General features: G+C 61.0%; 21 protein-coding genes, 1 tRNA gene and 2 pseudogenes. 18 read left to right on the top strand and 6 right to left on the bottom strand.

All coding sequences use genetic code 11. From position 1 onward, the window contains the following. Positions 1–28 precede the first annotated feature (28 nt). The gene (locus LKK40_RS03880) at positions 29–1,075 is read right to left on the bottom strand and encodes a CobW family GTP-binding protein (RefSeq protein ID WP_304309350.1); all 1,047 of its coding nucleotides are present in this window, start codon (positions 1,073–1,075) and stop codon (positions 29–31) included. Positions 1,076–1,294: 219 nt separating this feature from the next. Here LKK40_RS03880 and LKK40_RS03875 point away from each other — a divergent pair, with 219 nt between their 5' ends. From LKK40_RS03875 to leuS, 4 genes are all read left to right on the top strand, one after another. After that, entirely contained in the window at positions 1,295–2,140 is an 846-nt protein-coding gene (locus LKK40_RS03875) for a histidine phosphatase family protein (protein WP_304309349.1), read from the top strand. Positions 2,141–2,340: 200 nt separating this feature from the next. After that, positions 2,341–3,294 (top strand): magnesium transporter CorA family protein, encoded by a 954-nt coding sequence (locus LKK40_RS03870; RefSeq protein WP_152581642.1) that lies wholly within the window; start codon positions 2,341–2,343, stop codon positions 3,292–3,294. Positions 3,295–3,428: 134 nt separating this feature from the next. Continuing rightward, positions 3,429–4,274 (top strand): transporter substrate-binding domain-containing protein, encoded by an 846-nt coding sequence (locus LKK40_RS03865; protein ID WP_304309346.1) that lies wholly within the window; start codon positions 3,429–3,431, stop codon positions 4,272–4,274. A 49-nt stretch (positions 4,275–4,323) separates the two neighbouring features. Next, entirely contained in the window at positions 4,324–7,293 is a 2,970-nt protein-coding gene (gene leuS / locus LKK40_RS03860) for a leucine--tRNA ligase (protein WP_304309344.1), read from the top strand. 248 nt (positions 7,294–7,541) lie between these two features. Here the strand turns inward: leuS and LKK40_RS03855 are convergent, their stop codons facing one another. Continuing rightward, positions 7,542–8,396: a diacylglycerol/lipid kinase family protein gene (locus tag LKK40_RS03855; RefSeq protein ID WP_304309342.1), complete on the bottom strand. Its 855-nt coding sequence runs from the start codon at positions 8,394–8,396 to the stop codon at positions 7,542–7,544. After that, entirely contained in the window at positions 8,393–8,929 is a 537-nt protein-coding gene (locus LKK40_RS03850; protein WP_304309340.1) for a phosphatase PAP2 family protein, read from the bottom strand. Before LKK40_RS03850 ends, LKK40_RS03855 begins: the two co-directional genes overlap by 4 nt. A 498-nt stretch (positions 8,930–9,427) precedes the next feature. Between LKK40_RS03850 and LKK40_RS03845 the strand changes: the two genes are divergently transcribed. The 11 genes and pseudogenes from LKK40_RS03845 (at position 9,428) to LKK40_RS03800 (ending at position 18,253) form a co-directional block, all read left to right on the top strand. Further along, positions 9,428–10,480 carry a ComEA family DNA-binding protein gene (locus tag LKK40_RS03845; protein ID WP_304309339.1) on the top strand — a complete coding sequence of 351 codons (1,053 nt, stop codon included), beginning with the start codon at positions 9,428–9,430 and terminating at the stop codon, positions 10,478–10,480. Beyond that, positions 10,477–12,288 (top strand): ComEC/Rec2 family competence protein, encoded by a 1,812-nt coding sequence (locus tag LKK40_RS03840; protein WP_304309338.1) that lies wholly within the window; start codon positions 10,477–10,479, stop codon positions 12,286–12,288. The genes LKK40_RS03845 and LKK40_RS03840 overlap by 4 nt, the downstream gene beginning before the upstream one ends. 47 nt (positions 12,289–12,335) lie before the next feature. Further along, entirely contained in the window at positions 12,336–13,316 is a 981-nt protein-coding gene (gene holA, locus LKK40_RS03835) for a DNA polymerase III subunit delta (protein WP_304309336.1), read from the top strand. 77 nt (positions 13,317–13,393) lie between these two features. Then, a complete protein-coding gene (gene tsaE / locus LKK40_RS03830) occupies positions 13,394–14,107 on the top strand; it encodes a tRNA (adenosine(37)-N6)-threonylcarbamoyltransferase complex ATPase subunit type 1 TsaE (RefSeq protein ID WP_304309522.1) in 714 nt (237 codons plus the stop codon). After that, positions 14,104–15,060: a tRNA (adenosine(37)-N6)-threonylcarbamoyltransferase complex dimerization subunit type 1 TsaB gene (tsaB, locus tag LKK40_RS03825; RefSeq protein ID WP_304309334.1), complete on the top strand. Its 957-nt coding sequence runs from the start codon at positions 14,104–14,106 to the stop codon at positions 15,058–15,060. The genes tsaE and tsaB overlap by 4 nt, the downstream gene beginning before the upstream one ends. After that, positions 15,060–15,221: pseudogene (locus LKK40_RS10705) on the top strand (ribosomal protein S18-alanine N-acetyltransferase); the annotation flags it as partial. The gene tsaB and the pseudogene LKK40_RS10705, both read left to right, overlap by 1 nt. Then, positions 15,222–15,740 (top strand): annotated as a pseudogene (gene rimI / locus LKK40_RS03820) (ribosomal protein S18-alanine N-acetyltransferase); the annotation flags it as partial. It abuts the pseudogene before it with no gap. A 128-nt stretch (positions 15,741–15,868) separates the two neighbouring features. Next, complete coding sequence (tsaD, locus tag LKK40_RS03815) at positions 15,869–16,912, top strand: tRNA (adenosine(37)-N6)-threonylcarbamoyltransferase complex transferase subunit TsaD (protein WP_304309332.1); 1,044 nt, start codon at positions 15,869–15,871, stop codon at positions 16,910–16,912. 195 nt (positions 16,913–17,107) lie between these two features. After that, positions 17,108–17,180, top strand: a tRNA-Asn gene (locus LKK40_RS03810). Positions 17,181–17,276: 96 nt separating this feature from the next. Beyond that, the gene (locus tag LKK40_RS03805; protein WP_304309331.1) at positions 17,277–17,468 is read left to right on the top strand and encodes an antitoxin VbhA family protein; all 192 of its coding nucleotides are present in this window, start codon (positions 17,277–17,279) and stop codon (positions 17,466–17,468) included. Beyond that, positions 17,465–18,253 carry a Fic/DOC family protein gene (locus LKK40_RS03800; RefSeq protein ID WP_304309329.1) on the top strand — a complete coding sequence of 263 codons (789 nt, stop codon included), beginning with the start codon at positions 17,465–17,467 and terminating at the stop codon, positions 18,251–18,253. Before LKK40_RS03805 ends, LKK40_RS03800 begins: the two co-directional genes overlap by 4 nt. 204 nt (positions 18,254–18,457) lie before the next feature. Here the strand turns inward: LKK40_RS03800 and LKK40_RS03795 are convergent, their stop codons facing one another. After that, a complete protein-coding gene (locus LKK40_RS03795) occupies positions 18,458–18,919 on the bottom strand; it encodes a phage tail protein (protein WP_304309327.1) in 462 nt (153 codons plus the stop codon). A 292-nt stretch (positions 18,920–19,211) separates the two neighbouring features. Between LKK40_RS03795 and LKK40_RS03790 the strand changes: the two genes are divergently transcribed. The 3 genes from LKK40_RS03790 to LKK40_RS03780 all read left to right on the top strand — a co-directional run bounded on the left by LKK40_RS03790 (position 19,212) and on the right by LKK40_RS03780 (position 21,395). Next, on the top strand, positions 19,212–19,910 hold the full coding sequence (locus LKK40_RS03790; RefSeq protein WP_304309326.1) for a GNAT family N-acetyltransferase: 699 nt from the start codon (positions 19,212–19,214) through the stop codon (positions 19,908–19,910). Between the two features lie 177 nt (positions 19,911–20,087). After that, a complete protein-coding gene (locus tag LKK40_RS03785; RefSeq protein ID WP_304309325.1) occupies positions 20,088–20,351 on the top strand; it encodes a hypothetical protein in 264 nt (87 codons plus the stop codon). Positions 20,352–20,555: 204 nt separating this feature from the next. Continuing rightward, positions 20,556–21,395, top strand: a complete 840-nt coding sequence (locus LKK40_RS03780) for an SDR family NAD(P)-dependent oxidoreductase (protein WP_304309323.1) — start codon at positions 20,556–20,558, stop codon at positions 21,393–21,395. 57 nt (positions 21,396–21,452) lie between these two features. Here the strand turns inward: LKK40_RS03780 and LKK40_RS03775 are convergent, their stop codons facing one another. Together LKK40_RS03775 and LKK40_RS03770 are read right to left on the bottom strand one after the other, a co-directional pair. Continuing rightward, the gene (locus tag LKK40_RS03775) at positions 21,453–22,217 is read right to left on the bottom strand and encodes a MerR family transcriptional regulator (RefSeq protein WP_304309321.1); all 765 of its coding nucleotides are present in this window, start codon (positions 22,215–22,217) and stop codon (positions 21,453–21,455) included. A 140-nt stretch (positions 22,218–22,357) separates the two neighbouring features. Beyond that, positions 22,358–23,806, bottom strand: a complete 1,449-nt coding sequence (locus LKK40_RS03770) for a glutamate decarboxylase (RefSeq protein WP_304309320.1) — start codon at positions 23,804–23,806, stop codon at positions 22,358–22,360. Between the last annotated feature and the right edge of the window lie 138 nt (positions 23,807–23,944).

Genomic DNA, 23,944 nt, shown 5'->3' with positions numbered 1-23,944 from the left:
ACCCCAAATGCATTGTGTGCGGGGGCTGCTACTGACTCAGCCGCATATAGCGGTGCACATGCCGCAGCCCCATCGCATCGGGTCGGTCGGCTGGCGTGCGCAGCAGCGCATCGAGCCGGCGTCGCGCCTCTTCGACATCCATGTGCATGCCAAGGGCGACGAGTTCGCCAGGGTCGGCGGGGCTTGCCATGGGCGCGATGTGAATCGAGCGCCCGACGAGATTGACCACATATCCGGCCTCGCCATTCGCCTTGCGCGGCTCGCGCACGGTCACGCGCCCTTTCATGCGGTACGCCCCGGCCGGAGGGTTTTCCAGCAGCTCGACAAGCGCCGAAGGGCTTATCGGTCCGGTCAGCTCCTGCGATATGGCATGCGCGTGATGGTGCTCGTGCGTTTCGGATTCAGGGGAGCTGTCGCGGATGAGCTGCGCGATGGGCAGCTCGTCGGCCGGATCTTCGCTCGAAGCTACCTCGAACACGAGATCGGGGTCGATGCGCCCGCGGTCTGCGATGACGAACTGGGCGTCGGGATTGCGCATGCGGACGCGCTGTTCGATGCGCGCGATGGTCGCTGTGCGCTGCGATTCGGCCAGCAGGTCGGTTTTGGTGATGACGATGAGATTCGTGGCGGCGTATCTGGCGGGCGGCTCGTCGGATGTATCGACCGAACGGAAATGCTCGACGGCGTCAATCAGCTCGACGATGCCGCCGGGGCGGATATGCGGGGCGCTGCTGAAATGGATGAGGCGGGCCAAGGCGATCGGATCGGCGATGCCGCTGGCCTCGATGATGATCGCGTCGAGCCGCAGCTTCGGCCGTGCAAGGCTTTTCAGCGCGTCATCCAGTCCGCCGCCATCAGGCATGCAGCACAGGCATCCGCCGGAGATCGAAGCGGCCTCATCCACCTGTCCGGTGACTAGGGCCGCGTCGACGTTGATTGCGCCGAAGTCATTGATGACGACGCCGACGCGCGCGCCCGGCCTGCGCAGCAGATGGTTGAGCAGCGTCGTCTTGCCGGCGCCCAAGTAGCCAGTCAGGGTGATAACGGGAACTTTCCATGTATTGATATGGGTCAATGAGTTTCCTCCTCACATATATGATAATCGTTCTCGATAGATATGTGCGGAATTCCGCTCTTCGCTGGGCGGCAACGACCGCGCCGCTACGCGCGTGTGATGCTTGACGACGCTTGGCAGTGCCTGCCGCTGCTGGCCGGTGCTTTCGCTACTATGAGGGCTGGCAATACTGATATAGGGCAATACTGATACGCAAAGCGAAGAGACAAGGACAGGCCTGTGATTGATGAAGTGGTGCTGGTGCGGCATGGACGCACATCGTTCAACCTGGCGCGTCGCATGCAGGGGCAGATCGATGTGCCGCTGGACATCATCGGCCAATGGCAGGTCGATCAGAGTGCTTTGGAGCTGGCCAGAAGCTATTACTGGGCCAAGATCTCCGGGGTCGCGCGCAATCCCGAAACGCTGCCGCAGCCGGGGCCGGACGCCATCGCGCACAGCGATATCGAGGAGTACCGCGAGGCTCCCGCAGCCCGGCGCACCATGCGCGTGGTGGCCTCCGACCTGTTCCGCGCTCGGCAGACGGCGCACGCCTTCGCCGATATTCTCGGGCTTCCGGTGACATACGACCAGCGGATGCGCGAGCGCAGCTTCGGGCGCTGGGAGGGGCTGACCCGCGAGGAGATCAGGCAGATGGATGCCGACGCCTACGATGAGTGGAAGGCGAACCAATCAGGGGGAGGGCGCTACGGCGTCGAATCGCTGGAAGCGCTTGGTCGTCGCGGCGCCGATGCCGTCAGCGACCTGATCGGTCAGGAAAGCGGGCAGCAGACTCCGAGCACCCTGATGATCGTGGGCCACGGATCCTGGATTCTCGCGACCATCCACACCCTGCTCGGCGAGGATCCGGAGTCCTCCACGAGCCTCGACTCCGTACGCAACGCCTTCTGGTCGCGTATGACGCCGCAATACGGCGATTATGGCGATTTCAGCGGGCATACCGGCCAGCCTGCGTGGAAGCTTGAGGAGTTCAACCACGGGCCTGCCATCGCCTCGCATATGGACTGGGAGAATGGCCCGGCTGAGCTGCACGGGCCGCATATGCCGATGTGGCAGGTGCTCTGAACAAACGTTGCGGGTATAAGCCAAGCGACTCGCCATGCTCCGGGAATGGGTCTATTCTTGATACGGTTTGTGCGGGGCGCTTCATGCGGCAGCCGGCGCGGCTCGCAGCCAGCAACATGTGACAAGAGCGGCATAGCAATGCCATAGCATGGTAGTGCCAGACCGAGTGCCATACCACGAATGGAAGGCGGGTGAAAGACATGTTGAGAATGTTCAACACCATCAACGGCAGAGTGGAGCAGGTCGGGGAAATCGAAGGCGGGGCCTGGCTGTGTCTTTCCGAGCCCACCGATGTGGAGCTGGCGACGGTCGCGCAGCAGACTGGCATCGATCTGGCCGATCTGCGGGCCCCGCTCGATGACGAGGAGCGCTCGCGCGTCGACGTCGAGGACGACTACACGATGATCATCGTGGACATCCCCACGGTCGAGGAGCGTGGCGGGCGCGACTGGTACGAGACCATCCCGTTGTCGATCATCATCACGCAGAACCTGATTCTCACCGTGTGCATGCAGGATACGCCGGTGCTGCACCCCTTCATGGAGGGGCGCATCCGCGGGTTCAACACGTATATGAAGTCCCGGTTCATCCTGCAGATCCTGTACCGCAACGCGACGATGTACCTGCGCTACCTGCGCATCATCGACCGCGAAAGCGACCGGCTTGAGCTGCGGCTGCGCCATTCCATGCAGAACCGCGAGATTCTCATGCTGCTCGAGCTGAGCAAGACCTTGGTCTATTTCACCACGAGCCTCAAATCGAACGAGATCGTGATGGAGAAGCTCAACTCGCTCGCGCGCTTCAAGCAGTACCCGGAGGACGAGGATCTGCTTGACGACGTCATCACCGAGAACAAGCAGGCCATCGAGATGGCCAACATCTACAGCGGGGTTCTGGCCAACATGACGGACGCCTTCGCCTCGATCGTCTCGAACAACCTGAACAACGTCATGCGCATCTTCACCATCATCTCGATCACGCTGTCCATCCCGACGCTGATCTTCTCGATGTACGGCATGAACTTTCAGGACGGCGGCATGCTTGGCATGCCACTGACGTCCAACCGGTGGGGCTTCGTGATCGTCATCGGGGTTTCGATAGCGCTCTCCATCGTGGTGACGTGGTTCCTGACACGGTCCAAATTGTTTAAATAGGCCCAAGTTGTTTACATGGGCACAGGTGTTTACATAAGCTACATAAGCACAGGCTGGTTGCACGAACAACAGGTTGAACGGCGGACAACGAATCGGGCACGAAAACCACGGAATTCAGTAAGGCGGTGAGCGGTATGGCATGCAGGCGTCGGCGGCTGCAATGGCATTTCAGGCGGATGCTCTGCGCGGCGCTCGCCGTGATGCTGACGGCGGCTGCGGCCGGCTGCGGGGCTGCCGCTGGGGCCGCAGGCGAGCCGGACGGTCCGACCATCTCGATTGGCGTGGCCCTCGACGAGCCCGGTGTCGGCTGGCTGCATGACGGCGAATACTCCGGATTCGACGTCACGGTGGCGCGTTATGTGGCCCAGGCGCTGGGCTATGCGCGCAAGCAGGTGAACTTCACGCAGATCAGGCCCGCCGACGCTTCCGCGGCGCTGCACAGCGGCGAGGCGCAGATGCTGGTCACCAGCATGCCAATGGACGGGACGCAGCCGAAGGATGTGCAGGGCAGCCACCCCTATCTGCTCACTCAGCAGGACTTGCTGGTGCGTACGGGGGATAGGCCTGCAATAGCCGCTCCTGCGGATCTCAACGGCAAGATCGTGTGCTCGGCGCAGGGCAGCGGCGCGGGGGCGCGGCTGAGGGAGAAAGCCCCCGGCGTCATCATCCGCGAACGGGAGAGCTACCAGCAGTGCGTGACCGCGCTGCTGGTCGGCGAGGCGGACGCCGTCAGCGCGGATGATGCGGTGCTTTCCGGACTGGCCTTCTCCACCGGCAAAGGCTATCTCACGCTTGTCGGGCAGCCCTTGGGAACCGTGCTGCGCAGCGTTCAGGTCAAGGCCGGAGAAGACGAATTGATGAGCAAAATCAACGCGGTGCTCGACACGATGCGCAAGGACGGCAGCCTTGCCCGCGCGCTTGACGCAATGCGGGATGCCACGGGGTATCGCGGGGGCAGCGTGCCCGAAATACAGCGATAGGGCACGCTTGCGCAGGTCGTGTCCAGTTGCGCCACAATAATCCTTGTTTATGAGTCTCAATACGAAGAATGAAGCGACCTTGGGCGAACCCGACGAGCCGGCGTATCGCTACAACGCGCAGCTGGCGCAAAACATCGAAGAGAAATGGCAGCAGATCTGGGATGAGCGCGGGACCTTCTGGGCCGCGAACGCCTCCGGAGACCTCAAGGACGCGCAAGGCCGGAATGCTGAGGGACGGCCTTCCTACTTCGCGATGGATATGTTCCCCTATCCTTCGGGCAAGGGCCTGCACGTCGGTCACCCGCTGGGTTATCTTGCCACCGATGTGGTCAGCCGCTATCACCGCATGAAGGGCGAGAACGTCCTGCACGCCATGGGCTATGACGCTTTCGGCCTGCCGGCCGAGCAGTATGCCGTGCAGACCGGGCAGCACCCGCGCGTCACCACCGAGGCGAATATCGCCAACATGCGCCGGCAGCTGCATCGCATGGGCCTGAGCTTCGACAATCGCCGCAGCTTCGCCACCATCGACCCGGGGTACATGCGCTGGACGCAGTGGATTTTCTCGCGCATCTACGACGCCTGGTATGACCCTGAATTCGTGCGTCCGGACGGCGGCACCGGCTCGGCGCGGCCGATTGCGACGCTGGTCGAGCAGTTCGAGTCTGGCACCCGCCCGGTTCCCGGGCATGAAGGTTCTTCGTGGGCTTCGCTGAGCGCGGTCGAGCAGGCCGAGGTGCTCAACGATTTCCGGCTCGCCTACATTTCCAAGTCGCCGGTCAACTGGTGCCCGGGACTCGGCACCGTGCTGGCCAACGAGGAGGTCACCGCCGAAGGTCGCTCCGAGCGCGGCAATTTCCCCGTGTTCCAGCGCGAGCTGCGCCAGTGGTCGATGCGCATCACCGCGTACGGCCACCGGCTCATTGCGGATCTTGACGTCATCGACTGGCCTGAGAAAGTCAGGCTCATGCAGCGCAACTGGATTGGCGAATCGCACGGCGCATCCGTGCACTTCGCGGTCGAGGCGCCAGACGGAACGCAGGACATGGAGGTCTACACGACCCGCCCTGACACCCTGTTTGGCACCACTTTCGCCGTGGTTTCGCCCGAGCATGAGCTGCTCCACCATGTGCCGAATGCCTGGCCCGAAGGCATTCCCGAGTCTTGGAAAGGCGGCTACGCCACGCCGGGCGAGGCCGTGGACGCCTACCGCACCGCAGCGCAGGGCAAAACCGCCAAGGACCGTGTGGATGAGGCCGGCGAGAAGACCGGTCTGTTCACCGGCCTGTATGCCATCAACCCGATCACCGGGGCCAAGCTGCCGCTGTTCACTGCGGATTACGTGCTTATGGACTACGGCACCGGCGCGATCATGGCCGTACCAGGCGGCGACCAGCGCGATTACGATTTCGCCACGGCATACGGCCTGCCGGTCATCTACACCGTGCGGCCGCTGGACGATTCCGGCGACAAGCTGGCGAATTACGAAGGCAAGGCACCATTCGTTTCGCACGATGGCATCGTCATCAATTCCTCCGTTGAAGCCACGCAGGCGCGCGGCGATGCGCTGAGCCTCGATGGCTTGCGCGTTGACGAGGCAATCGCCAAGGTCAACGAATGGCTGGAAGCGGCCGGGGCGGGCAAGGTCGAGACGAGCTATCGCCTGCGCGACTGGCTCTTCTCGCGCCAGCGCTACTGGGGCGAGCCCTTCCCAATCGTCTATGACGAGGACGGCACGGCGCACTTGGTGCCGGACGACCAGCTGCCGATCAACCTGCCCGAAGTGCCGGACTACAGCCCCAAGACCTTTGATCCCGAAGACGCGCAGTCCAACCCCGAGGCGCCGCTGAGCCGCAACGAGGAGTGGATCAAGGTCACGCTCGATCTGGGCGACGGGCCGAAGACCTACTACCGCGACACGAACACCATGCCGAACTGGGCCGGCTCCTGCTGGTACTACATGCGCTATCTCGACCCGAACGACACCGAGCATATGGTCGACAAGGGCGAATACGACTACTGGATCGGGCCGGACCACAATGGGTACTCCGGGCATTCCGGCGGCGTGGACCTCTACGTCGGCGGCGTCGAGCACGCGGTGCTGCATCTGCTCTACTCGCGTTTCTGGCACAAGGTGCTCTACGATCTGGGCTTCGTGGACTCGCCCGAACCCTTCCACAAGCTCTTCAACCAGGGCATGATTCAGGCCTACGCCTACACCGACGAGCGCGGGCAGTACGTGCCGGCCAACGAAGTCGAAGAGGGGCCGCTTGACGCGCAGGGCGAGGCCACCTACACCTGGCATGGGCAGCGGGTCAACCGCGAGTTCGGCAAGATGGGCAAGAGCCTGAAGAACATCACGACGCCCGACTTCATGTACGAGAACTACGGCGCCGACACCTTCCGACTCTACGAGATGAGCATGGGCCCGCTTGACGAGTCGCGCCCGTGGAACACGCGCAACGTCGTCGGCGGCATGCGCTTCCTGCAGCGCCTGTGGCGCAACGTCGTGGACGAGAGCACCGGCGAGCTGACGGTTTCGGACGATGCGCCCGACCTGCCCACGCTCAAGCTGCTCAACAACACCATCGCCGCAGTGAGCAAGGAGATGGAGGCGATGCGCCCGAACACCTCCATCGCCAAGCTCATCGTGCTCAACAACCACCTCACGTCGCTGGCTTCGGTGCCGCGCGCCGCCGTGGAGCCGCTGATCCTCATGCTCGCGCCCATCGCGCCGCATATCTGCGAGGAGCTGTGGAACCGTCTGGGGCACGCCGAGTCGCTGGCGCATGAGCCGTGGCCCAAGGCCGACGAACGCTATGTGGGCCAGGACACCGTCACTGCGGTTGTACAGATCAAGGGCAAAGTGCGCGCCAAGCTCGAAGTCAGCCCCGATATCGACCCGGCCGAACTCGAAGCGAAGGCGCTGGCTGCGATCGAATCTCGCCTGGGTGGCAAGAAGCCGCGCAAGGTGATCGTCAAGGCCCCGAAGATCGTTTCGGTGGTGCCTGCGGAGTAGCGGTCTGTTTGACGCTGGGATGACGTCAGGATGACGCTAGGATGACGCTAGGGAGGCCCGGGGGCAGCAATGCTTCCGGGCCTCCCTTTTTTGGTGGCTTAATGGTTTAGTAGCCTAGCGGCTTGGCGACTTAGTGGTTTAGACATCTTAGTGTCTTAGCGTCGTCCCAGCATGGGTGCGTCAGGCGAGAGTCGTAAGTATATCTAGCCGGGCTGTGCCTGTCTGATTTGTGTCTAGCCGAGCCGTGTCTAGCCGAGTATGGTGAGCGCCTTCGGCTGTATGACATAGCGCAGCGGTGACTTGAGTTTTGAAACTTCGCCATCATGCGAGACCGAGAGTGCAGCCCGGCCAGTTTTGATGGTGACTGCTGTGGGGAAGAACTCCTCGAACTCATCGAGTTGCTTGTATCGACCGATGAGCGCAAAAAGGGCGATTTTGAGAAGCGTGAGGCGGGACTGGGTTTTAGTGGCATAGACGGTCAGGACGCCTTCGTCGAGACGGGTGCGATTGGTGCCGACTGCGGTGTCCAGCTCGTAGCGATTATTGCCGACGAAGATGAACGGGGTCGCAAATGTCTCGTTGTCGATGGTGACGCGGTACGTCTTGAAGCTGACGAATGCCCGCCAGGATGCGACGATGGCCGCCGACCATTTGCCGAGAGCCGATTCGAGCTGCTCCCGGCTGCGCAATGAGGTGGGGTAGAGCCCGATGCTGGAATTATTGATGAAGGGCGTGTCATTGACCTTGGCGATGTCGATGGCGCGCGGGGAGAGCGTGGCGAGACGCGCGAGCGCCTCATCGATATCCTGGGGAATGTCGAGGTCCTTGGTGAAGTGATTGAGCGTGCCTCCCGGCAGGGGGATCAGGGTCGCCTTGGTGCCGGCGACGAGCCCGGCAACAGCGCTCACAGTGCCATCTCCTCCGATGGCGGCGATGGTTTTGCCTGCTGTGATGAAAGGGACGAGCTGGCTCTCAAAGCCGTCGCCGATCGCTACGAATTCATCGATGGTGATGTTGGCGTTCTCGCATTTCTCACGTAGTTCCTTTCGAGGGATTGCCGAGCCGGATTCGGGATTGTCTACAAGCACTATATGCATGTTCATGTCAGTGGCCTTAGAACGAAGATGACAATACAGAGTGCGACCGCACCGAGCAGCCAGCCCGCGATGACGTCGCTCGGGAAGTGTGCTCCGAGGTAGATGCGGGAGATGCCGATGAGGACGATGAGGAGCGCTAGCAGCACAACCGCTATGGTGCTGTAGGGTTGCGGGAGCAGATGCCAGGCGAGATAGGCGAGAAGGCCATAGGCGATGGTGGAACCGCTCGTATGCCCGCTCGGGAAGCTGTTGGTGTCAAAGAGCAGATGCGCCGCATAGGCAGTGTTGGGCCGCGCACGGGCGACAATGAGCTTGATGATGGACCCCACGCCAAGCGTCAGCCAGACGAAAGCGCCTGAGTACGCGAGGCGAAGGTTCGCGTGGAAATACCCCCAGCCGGCGATGACAGCGCCGACAGTCATCGTGGCGACAGGGGAGCCCAGCGCAGTTACAGCGAGGAAAAAGGGGTGGAGCGACGCAGGCAGCTCGACAACATGCCGCGTAACCGCGGTATCGAACTGCGTGACGAGGTGCCTCATAGCCTTTCATTATAATTGGCTTGCGCAATAAGCCGTAGCTTTGCTGCGTGATAACGCCGACAGCGTCATGGGGATATTACGATGCAAGGCTCGACGGGTTACGATTTAACACCATCCGTAGGCCTGATGTGATAGCCAACCAGCCGTAGCTCGGCCTTCGGCCTGACGGAGCCTTTGGCACCGTCCTTCGGCTCCTTGAGGGAGCCTCACTTCACCTACAAACCGACGGTGCCGTTGGCACCGTCCTTCGCAGCCTTGGCGGCTGCTCACTTCGCCTACGCATAGTCCACTGGACTATGCGCTTAACGGCTTAGCACTGGACTATTTGCTTAACGGTTCAGCCTCGCGGCCTTAGTGGCCGCTCAGTCTCGCCTACAGGCAGCCCACAGGGCTGCCTGTTTTACGGCTCGACACGCCGAAATGTGGATAACTCGAAGCGTTCGACCACAGTGGTCGTTTTCGCTGGAATGTGTGGGAGAAACGCTTTAGACATGGAGTATGAGCGTCTTGGCACCATCGACCGCAGCCGACTCAACTGTGGCTGCACTGCGTGGACCCGAAAGCGGCAAGCATCGGGGCCGCGCACTCACGCGCGACAATGTCAGTGGGCAGAGCGGGGCTTCGCAGGCCGTGAATCGTCTTGCTGGTTTGCAAACCAGTGGTTGTGCTGGCCCGCGGGAGGCATGGCTTACGCAAGCCAGCCAAACAGATCAGCAGCGTCATCAGCAGGAACATACACAGGAACATACAGATCTGTCACCGATTCGGGTGGCGAATCGCGCTGCGCACAAGCAGTATCCGCCGTCGCCGCCTAGTGATGATAGTTGGGGCAATGACGATCCGAGCGACGCTGATTGGAACGATGACGATTCGATCGATGCTGGTTGGGTCGGTGATGGTTCAGGCGGCGAGAAGCCAGAGCTGCCCGTAACGCATCGGGAATCCGAATCGGTGCAATCTGGGCGGGAGTCCTTTGGCGAAAGCCGCATCCTCGCTCGCCGGGAGCGACGGGATATGCCACGTTTGGTGGCCAAGCCGTGGTACGCGGTCGCGGTCATGCTTATTCTCGTCACGGCGCTTTGCGCCAGCATGACCATGCTGATTCGGCAATCGATGAACTATCATGCCGCCACAACACAGCAGGCAAATGCTACCGCATCTTCGCGCTATGGGAACGCCGCCGATAGAGACGCGATGCAGCCCAAGCATTCCGATGCCTCGCAAGGCGCTTCATCAGTGCAGCCGTCAGCGCCGCAATCTACTGGCGAACCGTCAGCCAGCGCAGCAGCGCCCTCCGCGCTGCCTTCCACAGTGCCCTCTGCCTCGCCAAGCACCAGTTCGAACGCAGGAGACGCTGGCCTCATCAATCTCAATACGGCCACTGTGCAGGAGCTTGATACGCTTGCCGGGGTCGGCCCGGTCACCGCGCAGCGCATCCTCGACCATCGCCAGCGCATCGGCCGCTTCACCAGCGTCGACCAGCTGCTCGATATCAGCGGCATTGGCCCCAAGACCTTGGAGAAGCTGCGCTCGCAGGTGACCGTATCATGACAGACGCAAGAATATATCGCAACGAGAGACGTTTGTTCAAGGAACAGGGCAGCCGCGACTGGCGCATGCTTCCGGCGGCGCTCGCGGTATGGATGTCATGCCTGCTCACGTGGTGGGTATTCGATGCGACGCTGGCGACAGACGGCTCAGTTGGTTCAGGCGGGCAAGCCGAGCAGGACACGGCATACGGACTGGGAGCGTTCGCCTATGGCATGGCCGATGACATGTCGCTGCCGCTGCGCATGGCGGGAGTCGGGGGAGTCATCGTTGCCATCGTGGCGATAGCGGCCGTGACCGTTATGCGACGGCCAATGATGCGCGGTGCATGGCGTATGACGGGTATGCTGCTGGCGTGTCTTGCGCTGCTGGGCGCGACATCGACGTGGTGCAGCGCGTATATCGCTTGGCGCGACCCCGCGATGGCGCAGGCCGGAGCGAGCCCAGGGCAGCGTATCGCGCGTATGCGCATCAATACCCCGGCTCGCACCGCTGATATTCGCCAAGCCGACTGCCAGGCCGATGCGACGCTGTCGATGATTGGCGATGGCCGTGTCATGCAGTCAAGCTCGCATGCCATTCGCGTGTTCGCGTCGGGTGCAGATTGCAGACATATCGTGCATGGCGCGACCGTGCAGGTTTCCGGCCGTCTGGAACCGTCCCGGTTCGGCAAGGTGAGTCTGTGGATGATGTGCCGCAGCGAAGCATCCGTGACGATGATTCGTGCGCCGAATCCCGCGCAGTCAGTCATCAACACGCTGCAGGAGCGATTCCTTGCCGTCACCGAAGGACTGTCCGATCAAGGGCGCGTTCTGGTCCCCGGGCTGACCATCGGATTGCTCGGGCAGGAGCATGTCGTTGCATCAGGGCACGAGGCGGTGGACGCGACCTATGCCGGATTGCTGGAAGATCGTTTTGCCCGTTCGGGCATCATGCATCTGATGGCCGTGTCGGGCGGGCATTTCGTGCTGGTCGGGGCGCTGGTTCGTCGCCTTGCGGCATACGTGCACGCTCCGCGCTGGGCCACCGCTGCACTGATGTCCGGAGCGTTCCTGCTGCTTGCCGCGCTGGTCTATCCATCCGATTCGGTGGTGCGGGCGCTTATCATGGGCTTGCTAGGCGCGGCGGCATTGCTCGTCGGCAGGCGGTCGCAGGCGTTGAACGCCTTGTGTTGGACGGCGGTGGCAGTGCTGATCGCCAGCCCCGCCATGGCGCGCAGTTACGGGTTCGCTCTGTCGTGCGCCTCCGTGCTGGGCATTGTGCTGTTCGCCAAAGGCTTGGCAGAGCGCTTGCGAGCGCTGCTGCCTGGAAGCATGGCCGAAGCTATGGCGGTGACGATTGCTGCCCAGTTGCTGACGCTGCCGATTCAAGTCATGATGGAGCCGCAGCTGCCGTTGCTCAGCGTGCCGGCGAATCTCATCGTCAGCCCGGTGGTCGGCATCGCCACCATGCTGGGGCTCGCCTCGCTTATCGTCGCAGCGTGCAGCGCTGAGCTGTCATTCGCGCTTGCCTGGGTGGCAGGCATCGCGACTGCGATCATGGAGCGTTGCGCGCAATGGCTGGGAGGCAGCTCATGGGCGGTGCTGCCGTGGGCCGAAGGCTGGCAGGGCGCGCTGCTCATCGCCGCAAGCGAGGCGATGATTGCTGCGGCTATCGTCGTGCTGCAGCGACGTCGGCGGCGGCGCAGCGTGAGCGCTGGCGAGCCGGGGACGCCGTATCAGCGGCGCTGGCTTGACCCTATTGCGTTGTGGGTGCAGCAGCTTCCCGAGGCTTTCGACGGCGGTGGGCATGGTACGTTTCGCGGCTCGTGACAGCGGTTCGCCTATTTCTTGTCCAGCGATGCAGCGAGATTGAAAGCATGGCAAGAACACCGGCGGCACCCGCGCCCTTCACCATCGTGATGGGCGGCGACTCCTATCTCAATGAGCAGACCGTGCGCGACTTGCGCGACCGCGCGCAGCGCCATGATCCCGCCGCGGAACTCATCGAGCTGGAAGCAGGGGAGAGCGACCAGTATGCGTTCGATGAGGCAGTGAGTCCCTCGCTGCTCAGCGATAGCGCGATTGTACTGATACGCGATCTGCAGAATGCTGACGACAGGCTTGGCGAGGCCATAGTCGCCTACTGCCGTGGCGCGAATGCGGATGAACCGTCTGCGGGCATCATCATCGCACAGCATGAAGGCGGCGTGAAAGCCAAACGCTTGGTCGATCAGCTGGTCAAGGCGGGCGCGAAGCAGGAGAAGGTCCCTGATCTCAAGCGTCCGGAGGCCAAGATCAACTTCGTCATGCAGCGTTTCGAGCGCGAGCATCGCAGAGTCGACCCTATGGCGGCCCAGCAGCTTGTGTCGGTTCTCGGCGACAAGACCGGGGAGCTGGCGGCGATGTGCTCGCAGCTGTGCTTCGATTTCGATGACGACCCGATAGGGCTGGACCGAGTCAACCAGTACCTGACCGCCAATCCGCAGGTCACGGGATTCGCCGTCGCCGATGCGGCCGTGGAAGGGCGTACTGCCGAGGCAATCATGTCGATGCGCGCCGCACTGCAGCAGGGCACCGATCCCATTGCGCTGATCGGCGCGCTCGCCATGAAGCTGCGCACCATCGCCAAGGCTTCGGCAGTGCGCTCGGGAGCAATATCGCGGGCAGAGACGAAAACGAATCCGTGGGTGCTGAACAACGCGATGCGCCAGCTTTCAGGCTGGACCTCGCCTGGGCTTGGCGCGTGCATACGGATGCTGGCCTGGGCCGATGAGCAGGGCAAAAGCAGCGGCGGGGACCCGGTGTATGCTCTCGAACGGTCGATTGAAGTCATCAGCAGCAAAGGACGTGACCTGTGAGCATCGACGAAACGAACGGCAACTCGAACAACAATACGAACGACAACGATACGAACAGCACGGATAGCACGAACAGCATGGGCTGCGGTGAATCCCAGCCGATTATGCTGCGCGCTCTCACGCCCGAAGGCATGCGGGCGCTGGGCCGATGCATCGCCGGCATGACGCGCGGCGGCGATGTCATATTGCTGTCAGGGCCATTGGGCGCTGGTAAAACCACTTTCGCACAAGGCTTTGGCGCCGGTTTGGGCATAGCCGGGCCCATCGTGTCGCCGACTTTCACCATCGCCCGCGAAATGGATGGCCATTTCGCCGATGGCAGCCCTGCTCACTGCGTGCATGTCGACGCCTATCGTCTCGGCGGCGAACGCTTCGCCCCTGGGCAGAACAGCATTAACGCTCTGCTGGATGAGTTGGAATCGCTAGGGCTTGACGAGGAGCTTGAAGACCCGGGCGAGCGCACGGTGGTGCTTATGGAATGGGGCGAGCAGATGGTTGCCGCGCTGGCCCCGGAACGCTTGGAAATCCGCATCGGACGTGGCAACGGTGCGGATTCGAACGCGGATTCAGGTCTTGACGATGCTGCGGATAGCCGGAATTTCACGAGTTCGCAGGAGCTGAGCGAGAATGGCGAGCGCATCGTCACGCTGACGCCGGTTGGCGAGCGGTGGAATAATGTACGGCTCGATGCTGAATGTTCCAACACAGTGCTTTCCAGTGCCGGTTGTACGCTCATCGATGGCAATGCACTGCTCATGAGAGCTCAGGGTGCTATGGAGGGACGGCTATGACGAATATTGTGGTGATCGACACCTCATACGGTTCGACGGTGGGCGTCGTCGGCCATGAGCCTGTTGCCGAACATGATTCACGCACGCATGTGGAGCGTCTTCAGGTCGATATCGCCACAGCAATCAAGGAAGCAGGTCTGCTTTCATCTGATATCGAACGCATCGTCGTGGGCATTGGCCCGGCTCCGTTCACCGGATTGCGCGCAGGCATCGTGACTGCCAAGGCGCTCGCCTTCGCCACGGGTGCTGAGCTGCTCGGGCAGGATGCGCTGAGCGTGCAGGCGGATATGATGGCAGCATACTATCGCGGCGAGTTCTCGTTCCCTGATTCCATTGAGGTTGCTGCGGCTCCTGTGGCCGAGCAAGACACGGCAACTGAGACGCTGGCAGTGCCGGCACCAGTTTCGCATGCGACGCTGGCCGTCAATGACGCCCGTCGCAAGCAGCTGTATTTCACGCTGATAGCCGATGATGACGATGTGCCATCCGACCAATCGCATGGCGACGGACATGGCAACCACAAAGTGCTGATTAACATGGATATCGACTATCCGCAGCGCATCGCCGAGCGGGTCAATGCGGCCATCGCGCAGCACGACGGACGTTCGGGCGTGCATACGGTGGTCGATGTCGTCGGCCACGGCGCTGCAAAATATGCCGAAAGTTGGTCGGCGTTGCCGCAGCTCGGCATGGTGCTTGACGCCTCCGTGCTGGACATGGGCGCGTCCGGCTTGGCTTGGTATGCCGAGCATGCTCATGCGAACAGGGGAGTGACGCGAGCCGGCAGCGATGGCAATGCCGATGGCGGCACAGTCGCAGATTCCTATACGAATCACCGTGCGATTTCCCCGACTGATGCAATCGAGCCGCTCTACCTGCGCCGCCCGGACGTATCGGTGCCCAGCCCGCTCAAGCATGTGCTTCACCATGCCGGTGCCGAGCGGGCCGAGTGATGATAACTGGTATCGATGCATTTGATCGCGATGTGCTAGTCGGGCGCATCGCGCAGCTGGAGCGCGAGCTGTTCGGGCGCGGCGCATGGAGCGAGGAGGCCGTCCGCGAGGAGCTGAGTGCCCCCGCTCGCACCTATGTCATCGATATTCCCGGTGATGCTGTGTCCTCGGCGGTGGCAGATGCTTCCAACGCAGCGTCGCGGAACGTCGCGGATACGGCTGAGGCTGCTGATATGACGGCTGCTGCTGCGGACGATGTGCAGGCCACGCCGACAGAACAGGCTATGGCGTCGACTTTGCAGCCGGCACCGGCACCGCCCATCCGCGGCTATGCAGGCTACTGGTACGACGGCGACGATGCCGAACTTATGACTATCGGAGTGGGCGAGGCATACCGTCGCCAAGGCATTGCGAATCGCATGCTTCGCTGGCTGATCGATGATGCCCGCGCACGCGGGGCGCAGCGCATGCTGCTCGAAGTCCGCGTCGACAATGAACCGGCGCTGTCGCTGTATCATCAGCTGGGATTCACGAGGCTGGGCTTGCGGCGGCGGTACTATCAGCCTGAAAATATCGATGCATATACGATGAGTTTGGAGCTGCGGCCGCATATCGTGGGATTCCAAACGATGCATGCAGCACGTTCGCATACGGACAGCATAGGGAACGCCATGTCCGAGAGCCGCGACAATCTTGACAGTCGCGGAACCACAGAGCAGGCGATGACAACAACCGCAATCAGCGCGCACATGATGAACCGCGAAACGAACCGTCTTGCAACAGGCCAGATGCAGAAAGAGGAAGAACGATGAGCGAACCCGTGGTGCTGGGCATCGAGTCCACATGCGACGAAACGGCTGCAGCCGTCGTGAGAGGCCGCACGCTGGTCTCGAACGTCGTGGCCTCCTCGATGGACGAGCACGCACGCTACGGCGGCGTGATTCCCGAAATCGCCTCGCGCGCGCACGCCGAGGCCTTCGTGCCGGTTGTCTCCAAGGCGCTGGCCGATGCCGATATGACGTTGTCGGATATTGATGCGATCGCCGTATCCGCAGGTCCTGGCCTCGCCGGGTGCCTCGCGGTGGGCGTGTCCGGTGCCAAGGCGCTGGCGTGGGCCGCAAACAAACCGATTTACGGCATCAACCATGTCATCGGCCATATCGCCGTGACGCAGCTGCAATTCGGTGGTTTCCCGCCTGACGTGCTCGCGCTGATTGTTTCAGGCGGGCATACTTCGCTGCTGCACGTCGCCGACGTGGCGCGGCATGTGGATGTGGTCGGCACCACGCTGGACGACGCGGCGGGGGAGTGCTTCGACAAGGTCGCCCGGCTGCTCGGCTTCCCCTACCCGGGCGGCCCGCATATCGACAAGCATGCGCAAAGCGGCGACCCTAAGGCCATTAAGGTGCCGCAAGGCCTGACGCAAGGCAGGGCCGGGCGCGAACATCCGTACGATTTCAGCTTCTCCGGCGTCAAAACCGCCGTGGCCCGCTGGATTGAGCAGCAGCAGGATGCAGGGCATGAGATTCCAGTAGACGACGTGTGCGCGTCCCTGGCCGATTCCGTCGCCACCGTGCTGGCGAACAAGGCCATTCGCGGCTGCGAGCAATACGATTCCGGCACGCTGATCGTAGGCGGCGGATTCTCCGCGAATTCACAGCTACGCGCCAAGCTGCTCGAAGTCGGGGCCGAACATGGCATCGAAGTGCGCATACCGCAGCTGAAGCTGTGCACCGACAACGGTGCGATGGTCGCCATGCTCGGCGTCAACCTCGTTGAGGCGGGAGCAGCCCCTTCCTCACCTGATTTCCCCATCGATTCGGCCATGCCCATGGATGTCATCAGCGTGTGAGGCACGTGCGCGGCGCAAGGCGTGGGCATGGCTTGTTTGGCCTATATGTCTGTATGTCTGTACGGTCTGTGGCTCGCTCCGGACGACAAGGGCGGCAGGGGCGACACGCCGTGCAGCCAACAAGTTGCATCATTGTGATTTATGTATAAAATGAATGTCTTGTGCGCGGCGCAAAAACCAAGCACGAGCGAGTATTCCCGCATAGCTCAGTTGGCAGAGCGTTCGACTGTTAATCGAAATGTCGCTGGTTCAAGCCCAGCTGCGGGAGCTTCACGGCCGCCGGTCTCCCGGCGGCCTTTTTCATATCTATGCCCATCTGATGTATACAGGGTAAAATAAGCATGGAAACCGGAAGGAGCTGATTATGCCAGCACAATTGACCAAAGAGCAGCTTGCAGAAAATGTGTATCAGTCCGTGCATTCCGTAGAGATGGAGGGCGGCAGTGTCAGCCCGGAGTTCATGGCTGAGGCCAGGGAATATGTGAACGGCCGAATTAATGTCAACCAGTGGAAAGACCAGATCAAGAACAGGCTGAAGGCGAAGTACGCACGATGAGCCCGTTCGATGCGCCGCTCGACCCGTATCTCATTCCTGGCACCCGGGTGCTGAAGAATCTTCTGGGCGCCAAGACCCATGAGGAGCTAGCTGATTACGAGAATGAGCTGTCCGCCGCAGGCGCTGTCCTCATTCGCGAAAACCCTCCACGCGCCGAGGGCACGGTGAGGCAGTTGCGTTGGATCCACCGCACGCTGTTCAAGGACATCTACCCGTGGGCTGGCGAGATTCGCACTATCAATATGTCGAAGGGCGGCGGTCAGCCGTTCCATTATGTCGAGCGCATGGATATGGGCATTACCTACTGCGAGGGCACGCTGCACGGCGACAAACTGTTCAAGGGCATGTCCCGTGATCAGCTGATTGAGCGGCTGAGCGTGAATTACGACAACTTCAACACCTTGCATCCTTTCCGTGAGGGCAACGGGCGCACGCAACGCCTGTTTTGGGAGCTTGTCCTGCGCGATGCGGGATGGCATGTCGACTGGGGGTTGGTGAACAAGCAGATCAATGATACGGCTTCCATAGCTGCAACGGAGAATCTGGACTTTTCCAAGCTGGAAAGCATGTTCGACCTTATTATCAGACCTTTGGATGAGCCGTTGCTCGCTGGCCCCGATTTGCGCATGCTGTCGGACGGCGAGTATCGGACGCAGCCGAATGTCAGTCGCAATCTCACTGCAGAAGAATACCAGCGACTCGACAAAAAATACTTACGAGAGTCGAGCAATCCAAAAAAGAAGAAGAGTGACAAGGAGCTCTTCAGTTCCGAGGCGACCGAGTAAGCCACGGCGCACATGATGGGGGTGCGGTGGAAAGCTACTCTGGAAACGGTTTCGTCGATGCAGACGAAAGTTGTCAGATACAGCCGAAAGTCCGTCACGCGCTCATCGCTAAAGGCTGCCAGCGCCTCGACAGTAAGCGTTTACAAAGAACGCGAAGAGCCATGCGTCACGGGCGAATTCAGTATTCGCAACTCAATTCACAACTCAGTATTCGCCCTTGATGACGAAATACGAGCCTCGGATGGTGCCTGCCAGTTTGGACTTCTGCCGGGCGAATTTGAAGGCACCGAGTTCTTCGGGCACGTCCATCCCTTCGGAGAGTTTGAAGCCGACCGCTCGTTTGCCGCCATCCTCAACCGCGTACATCACATTGACCGCCAGTCCATCCTGGTAGAACACGTACGCCATCTTGAGCCCGGCAACCTCGAAACGCGATGTTTCCAACGGTTTGGCTGACAGCTCGATGCCGCGCTCCTCCTTGAGGATATGGCTGACATAGGCAACGGTCTCTTGGCTTTCCACGGCTGATTCAACGGCGAAATGATGCTGATACTTATTCCAGTAGTAGCGCGCCTCGTTCGCCCGCAAGCCCGCGAGCGCCTGGGCGACGGGCGAGGAATCCAAGCCGTCGGTGGTCACATGTGCAAAATCGACTATGGTCGTCATAAGCGGTCTGATTCCTTTTGGTCGCGGCGATGCCTGGTATTTCACGTATCGTGTAGTTTTCACGTCACGTATTATGCTGCGGTCTGGTTGCCAAGCCAGCCGCAATGGCTCATGTACTCATATGATTACAGAAATAGTAAGCACAACAGACAGTATGAATTAATGAAGGTGATTGCGTCGACAGCGAATATTCTTGATGTTGACGCCGAGGCAGCCGCCAGCATCAAGCGCGTCCGCTGACATGATTAGGCTTGGGACCATCCGCCCGCCGTACCTTTAAGGAGCCCAGCATATGCCCGTCAACGAATATGGTCAGCAGATCGGGCAGGCGCTGCCCGGCTGGACGCCCCGTCCTCGGCCGGCGCGCGAGACGTTGGAGGGGTGCTACTGCCGGTTGGAGCCACTCGCGGCTGATCGGCATGCGGCGGGACTGTTCGCCGCCTATCAGCCTGCTGGCGGTGCCCTGTGGACTTACCTTGGGATCGGTCCGTTCGCCGACGAGGCCGAGTATGCGCGTTATGTGCGGTCGGTCGAGGATTCCACTGATCCGCTGTTCTTTGCCGTCATCGACCAAGCAGACGGCGCTCCGGTCGGCACGCTCTCCTTGCAGCGACAGGATCCGGAGAGCGGAGTCATCGAAATCGGATGGGTCGCTTTCTCGCCGCGAATGCAGCACACTCGGTTGTCCACCGAAGCGCACGCCTTGCTCCTCGCACTCGTCTTCGACCGGCTCGGATACCGGCGGTGCGAGTGGAAGTGCGACAGTCTGAACGGTCCCTCGCGGCATGCGGCCGAACGGCTCGGCTTCGTGTACGAAGGAACCTTCCGCAGCGCGCATGTGTACAAGCAGCGCAGCCGAGACACCGATTGGCTGGCGATAACTGACACCGATTGGCCTAGGTGCCGGGCCGCTCTGGATGCCTGGCTGTCGCCGGGCAATTTCGATGCTGAGGGACGGCAGCGCTTGGCGTTGGGCGAATGTCGAGCCTAGGGCAGAAGGTATTTAGCGAGACGAGGGTTGCCGAGCCGATTCAGCTCGGCAAGGCCCTGTACCCACGACTCCATATGAGAAACCCCGACGATGCTCAGCGGCGGCTGCTACCCTAGAAGGTAAGTTGCAGAACAAACCCAAAGACGTGCGATTGCTCAACATATCCAAGGAGTTGATGTGGGAGATTCCAAGCATCAAGAAAACCATGCGATGAAGCAGAAGCATAGGAGGGCGCTCCTGGTCTGCCATATTCTCGCATTGCTGATGATTCTGGCGGGACTCATGTGTGTGGGAAGGAGTTTTGTCTTGGAATATCTTCATCCGGAACAAATAACGAGTTTCCCGCAATATGTGTACTTCTTTCAGATTGTCCCATTCGCGCTCGGGGCAGCCGCTATCGAAATCATAGCCCTCGTGCTGCGGCGATGGTGCAAGACGTGAGTATGCGCTGAGTATGCGCATAGGAATGCGCCCACAGGGTAACAACTATCCTACGGGCACAGGACCAACACAAGAGGCGGCAGAGTACAAGTTGAATTTTGCATAAGGCATAACATCAGCGTTCATTCCCGCTTGTTACGATGGGGGACAGCATCAAACCGAACTGTCAGGTTCGGCTTCACGACTCGTAGAACGCTGACGCATATGACTGATCTTTCCGCTCAAACCATCGTGATCACCGGTGCCAGCGACGGCATCGGGGCGGCGGCGAGCCGTCAGCTCTCCACGAGCGGCGCACGGCTGATTCTGGTCGGGCGCTCGCCGCAGAAGACCAAAGCGGTCGCCTACAGCATCGGGGCCGAATACCACATCGCCGATTACACCCGGCTGGATGATGTGCGCAGACTCGCCTCCGAGCTGCAGTCGAGCTGCGAGCGCATCGACGTGCTGGCGAACAACGCGGGCGGCATGTTCTCCGGCCCCGTCACTACTGCGGACGGCTTCGAGAAGACCTTCCAAGTCAATCATCTCGCTTCATTCCTGCTCACGTTCCTGCTTAAGAATCTGCTGGTGAGCAGCCACGCCTCCGTCATCAACACGTCGAGCATCGCGGCCCGCATGTATGGCAACCTCGACATCGACGACCTGAACACCTGGCATGGTTTCACCGCCAACAGGGCGTACGGCAACGCCAAGCTCGCCAATATCCTGTTTACGAAGGGCCTGCACGAGCGCTTCCACGAATCAGGTCTGTCGGCGGTCGCCTTCCATCCGGGCGTGGTCGCCACGAATTTCGCAGCCAGCTCCGACAACTACATGCAACAGATTTACCATAGCGTGTTGCGCAGATTCCTGAGTACGCCCGACCAAGGCGGCGCACGTCTGCGGCATTTCATCGCAGGGCAGCCCGGTGAAACGTGGCAATCGGGCGAATACTACATCTCGCCCCGCAGAATCGGCCGCACGAATCCGATGGCCTCCGACTCGAACATTATCCGCGAGCATTGGCAGCGCAGCTGCGCCATGCTCGGCATCGAATGGTAAAGAATACGAGTGGCAAGAAACACCGAGCGATAAAAAACACGAGCGGTAGGTAGCCGCTCACTCGCCGAGATATGTCAGCAAGGAATCGCGCACGAATTTCGCTCCTTCGACGCCACCGTAGTTGGCGGCGAAGCGTTCGTCGCAGACATACATCTGCGCGAGTCCACGGACATAGTCGCGCATGGCACTGTCTTGCGCCGAGTCATGCGCCGGAGTACCGGGAATCGAACTCAGCCATGCGATATGCCGACGAGCCAGATTCTGCGCCTGCGCGGAGTCCGGAGCGATATTCGGGTCCTGCGCTGCGGCGATCCATCCCTGATTGAGTGATGCGAGCTGGCGCTTCCAGTCGTCTTTTTCGGCGTCCTTCATCGCATTCCACCATGCATCAGACCGTTGGTACGCATCCTTGCCCCAGCGCCGCTCTACCTCGTCCTTGTAATCGGCGTGCCGGTCAAAGCCGTCGAACATCGTATCCGTCATCAGTGTTCCTCCTTGTTGCACACTCGCCAGAGTCCGTTCGACTGCGGCGATCTGTTCGGTCAAGCGCTGCTGCTCGCGGCGCAGAAGCTGCACATGTGTTTTCATCGCGGACGCCACGTCGCTCTGATGATCAAGGATTGTCGCGATTTGACGCAGGCGGAATCCTAGTTCCCTGAGCAGCAGAATTCGCTGCAATCGAACCAGCGCCGCGTCATCGTAGAAGCGATAACCATTGGTTCCAACGCTGCTGGGCGGCAGTAGCCCGATAGCGTCATAGTGCCGCAGCGTGCGGGTGCTAATGCCCGCTAACTTCGCCACATCATGTGCTGAATGCTCCATGCTGCCCACCGTATGCGTTGACGCTGCGTCACAGTCAAATCGGCGTGTTGGCGATGAAACATCAGTCAGTCGAAAAACACATGATGTGGGTAAGCGCACGGAGATGCGGGTGCATGTTCGATGCTTCTATCCTTGCAAAATCAGTGATGGAAGCCGGAATGCTGCGATTCGGAGGGCATGGGGGCTTTCAACCCGTCCAGATAGTTGACGGCCGTGCGCAGATCTTCGAGGAACGCATCGGCCAGGTCATGGCTGAAACCGTCGCGCACCACGATGCGCTGAACGGTCACATTGGTCAGATCGGCAGGCAGGGGGTAGGCGGGGACCAGCCAGCCCTTCATACGCAGCCGGTCCTGCAGGTCGTACAGATCCCATTTGCGCTCGGGACGTTCGCTCAGCGTCCACGCAAAGACGGGAATATCCGACCCATCGTTCCACAGCGTGAAGTCGTCCATCTTGCCAATTTCCGCTGACACATAAGTGGCCACATCGTGCGAGGTCTGTTGGACGCGCCGGTAGCCGTCGAAGCCCAATCGCAGAAACATGTAGTACTGCAGCAGCACCTGCGTGCCGGGGCGGGAGAAGTTCAGCGCGAAGGTCGGCATGTCGCCGCCGAGATAACTTACGGTGAACACGAGGTCGCTGGGCAGCCATTCCTTGCTGCGCCACAGCGCCCACCCCAGCCCGGGATACACCAGACCATACTTATGGCCCGAAGTGTTGATCGAGACGACGCGCTCGATGCGGAAGTCCCATTCGAGTTCAGGCTGGATGAACGGGGCGATCATGCCGCCCGAAGCGGCGTCCACGTGGATTTTGATATCAAGCCCGGACGTGCGCTGGATCTCGTCAAGCGCCGCCGCGATGCGCTTGACCGGCTCGTACATGCCCGTGTAGGTCACGCCCATGATAGCCACCACGCCGATGGTGTTCTCATCGACATAGCGTTCCAGATCGCTGCCGTCGAAGACCTTGTGCTCCCTGCTGATCGGCACGTAGCGCGGCTCGACGTCGAAGTAGTTGCAGAACTTCTCCCAGCACACCTGCACGGCGCTGCTCATCACCAGATTCGGACGATCGGCAGGCTTTCCCGCCGCCTTGCGCTCATGCTGCCAACGGCGCTTCAGGGCCAGCCCGCCCAGCATGCAGGCCTCCGAGGAGCCGACCGTGGATGTGCCGATTGCCTTGCCCGGGTCCGGCGCATGCCATAGGTCGGCGAGCATGGTCCAGCAATGCGTCTCGATCTCGGCGGTTTTGGGGTACTCGTCCTTGTCGATCATGTTCTTGTCGGCGGACTCAAGATACAGCCGGTTGGCGCGCTCGTCCATCCACGTTCCCACGAAGGTGGCGAGATTCAGGCGCGCATTGCCGTCGAGCATCGCCTCGTCATGCACCACCTGGTATGCGGTTTCGGGAAGGCTTTCGCCTTGGGGCATATGCGATTTGGAGAATGCCGTGGCCTCTTCAGGGCGTGCGAAGATCGGATTGATCTCGGTGCTGCCGATGTCGTCACCAGCATCTTTGAAGCTCTTGAAATCTTTGAAACTCTTGGGATTTTTGAAATTGCCTGCGGGATGCCTTCTAGCCATCGTCCATCTCCTTAGCGGCACGATGTGCGCCCGGCCGGAAGCACGGCGAATCGTGATCGTATGATGCATTGTAGCCGATTCGCATGGGCGCTACGGGGACATGACGACGCCGAAAGCTGACCGCTCAGTGCCTGCTTG

The sequence above is a fragment of the Bifidobacterium tibiigranuli genome (assembly GCF_022655035.1).
GTDB lineage: Bacteria > Actinomycetota > Actinomycetes > Actinomycetales > Bifidobacteriaceae > Bifidobacterium > Bifidobacterium tibiigranuli_A.
Note: the sequence above shows the minus strand (reverse complement) of the source record. Positions and strands in the feature narration are given on the sequence as shown.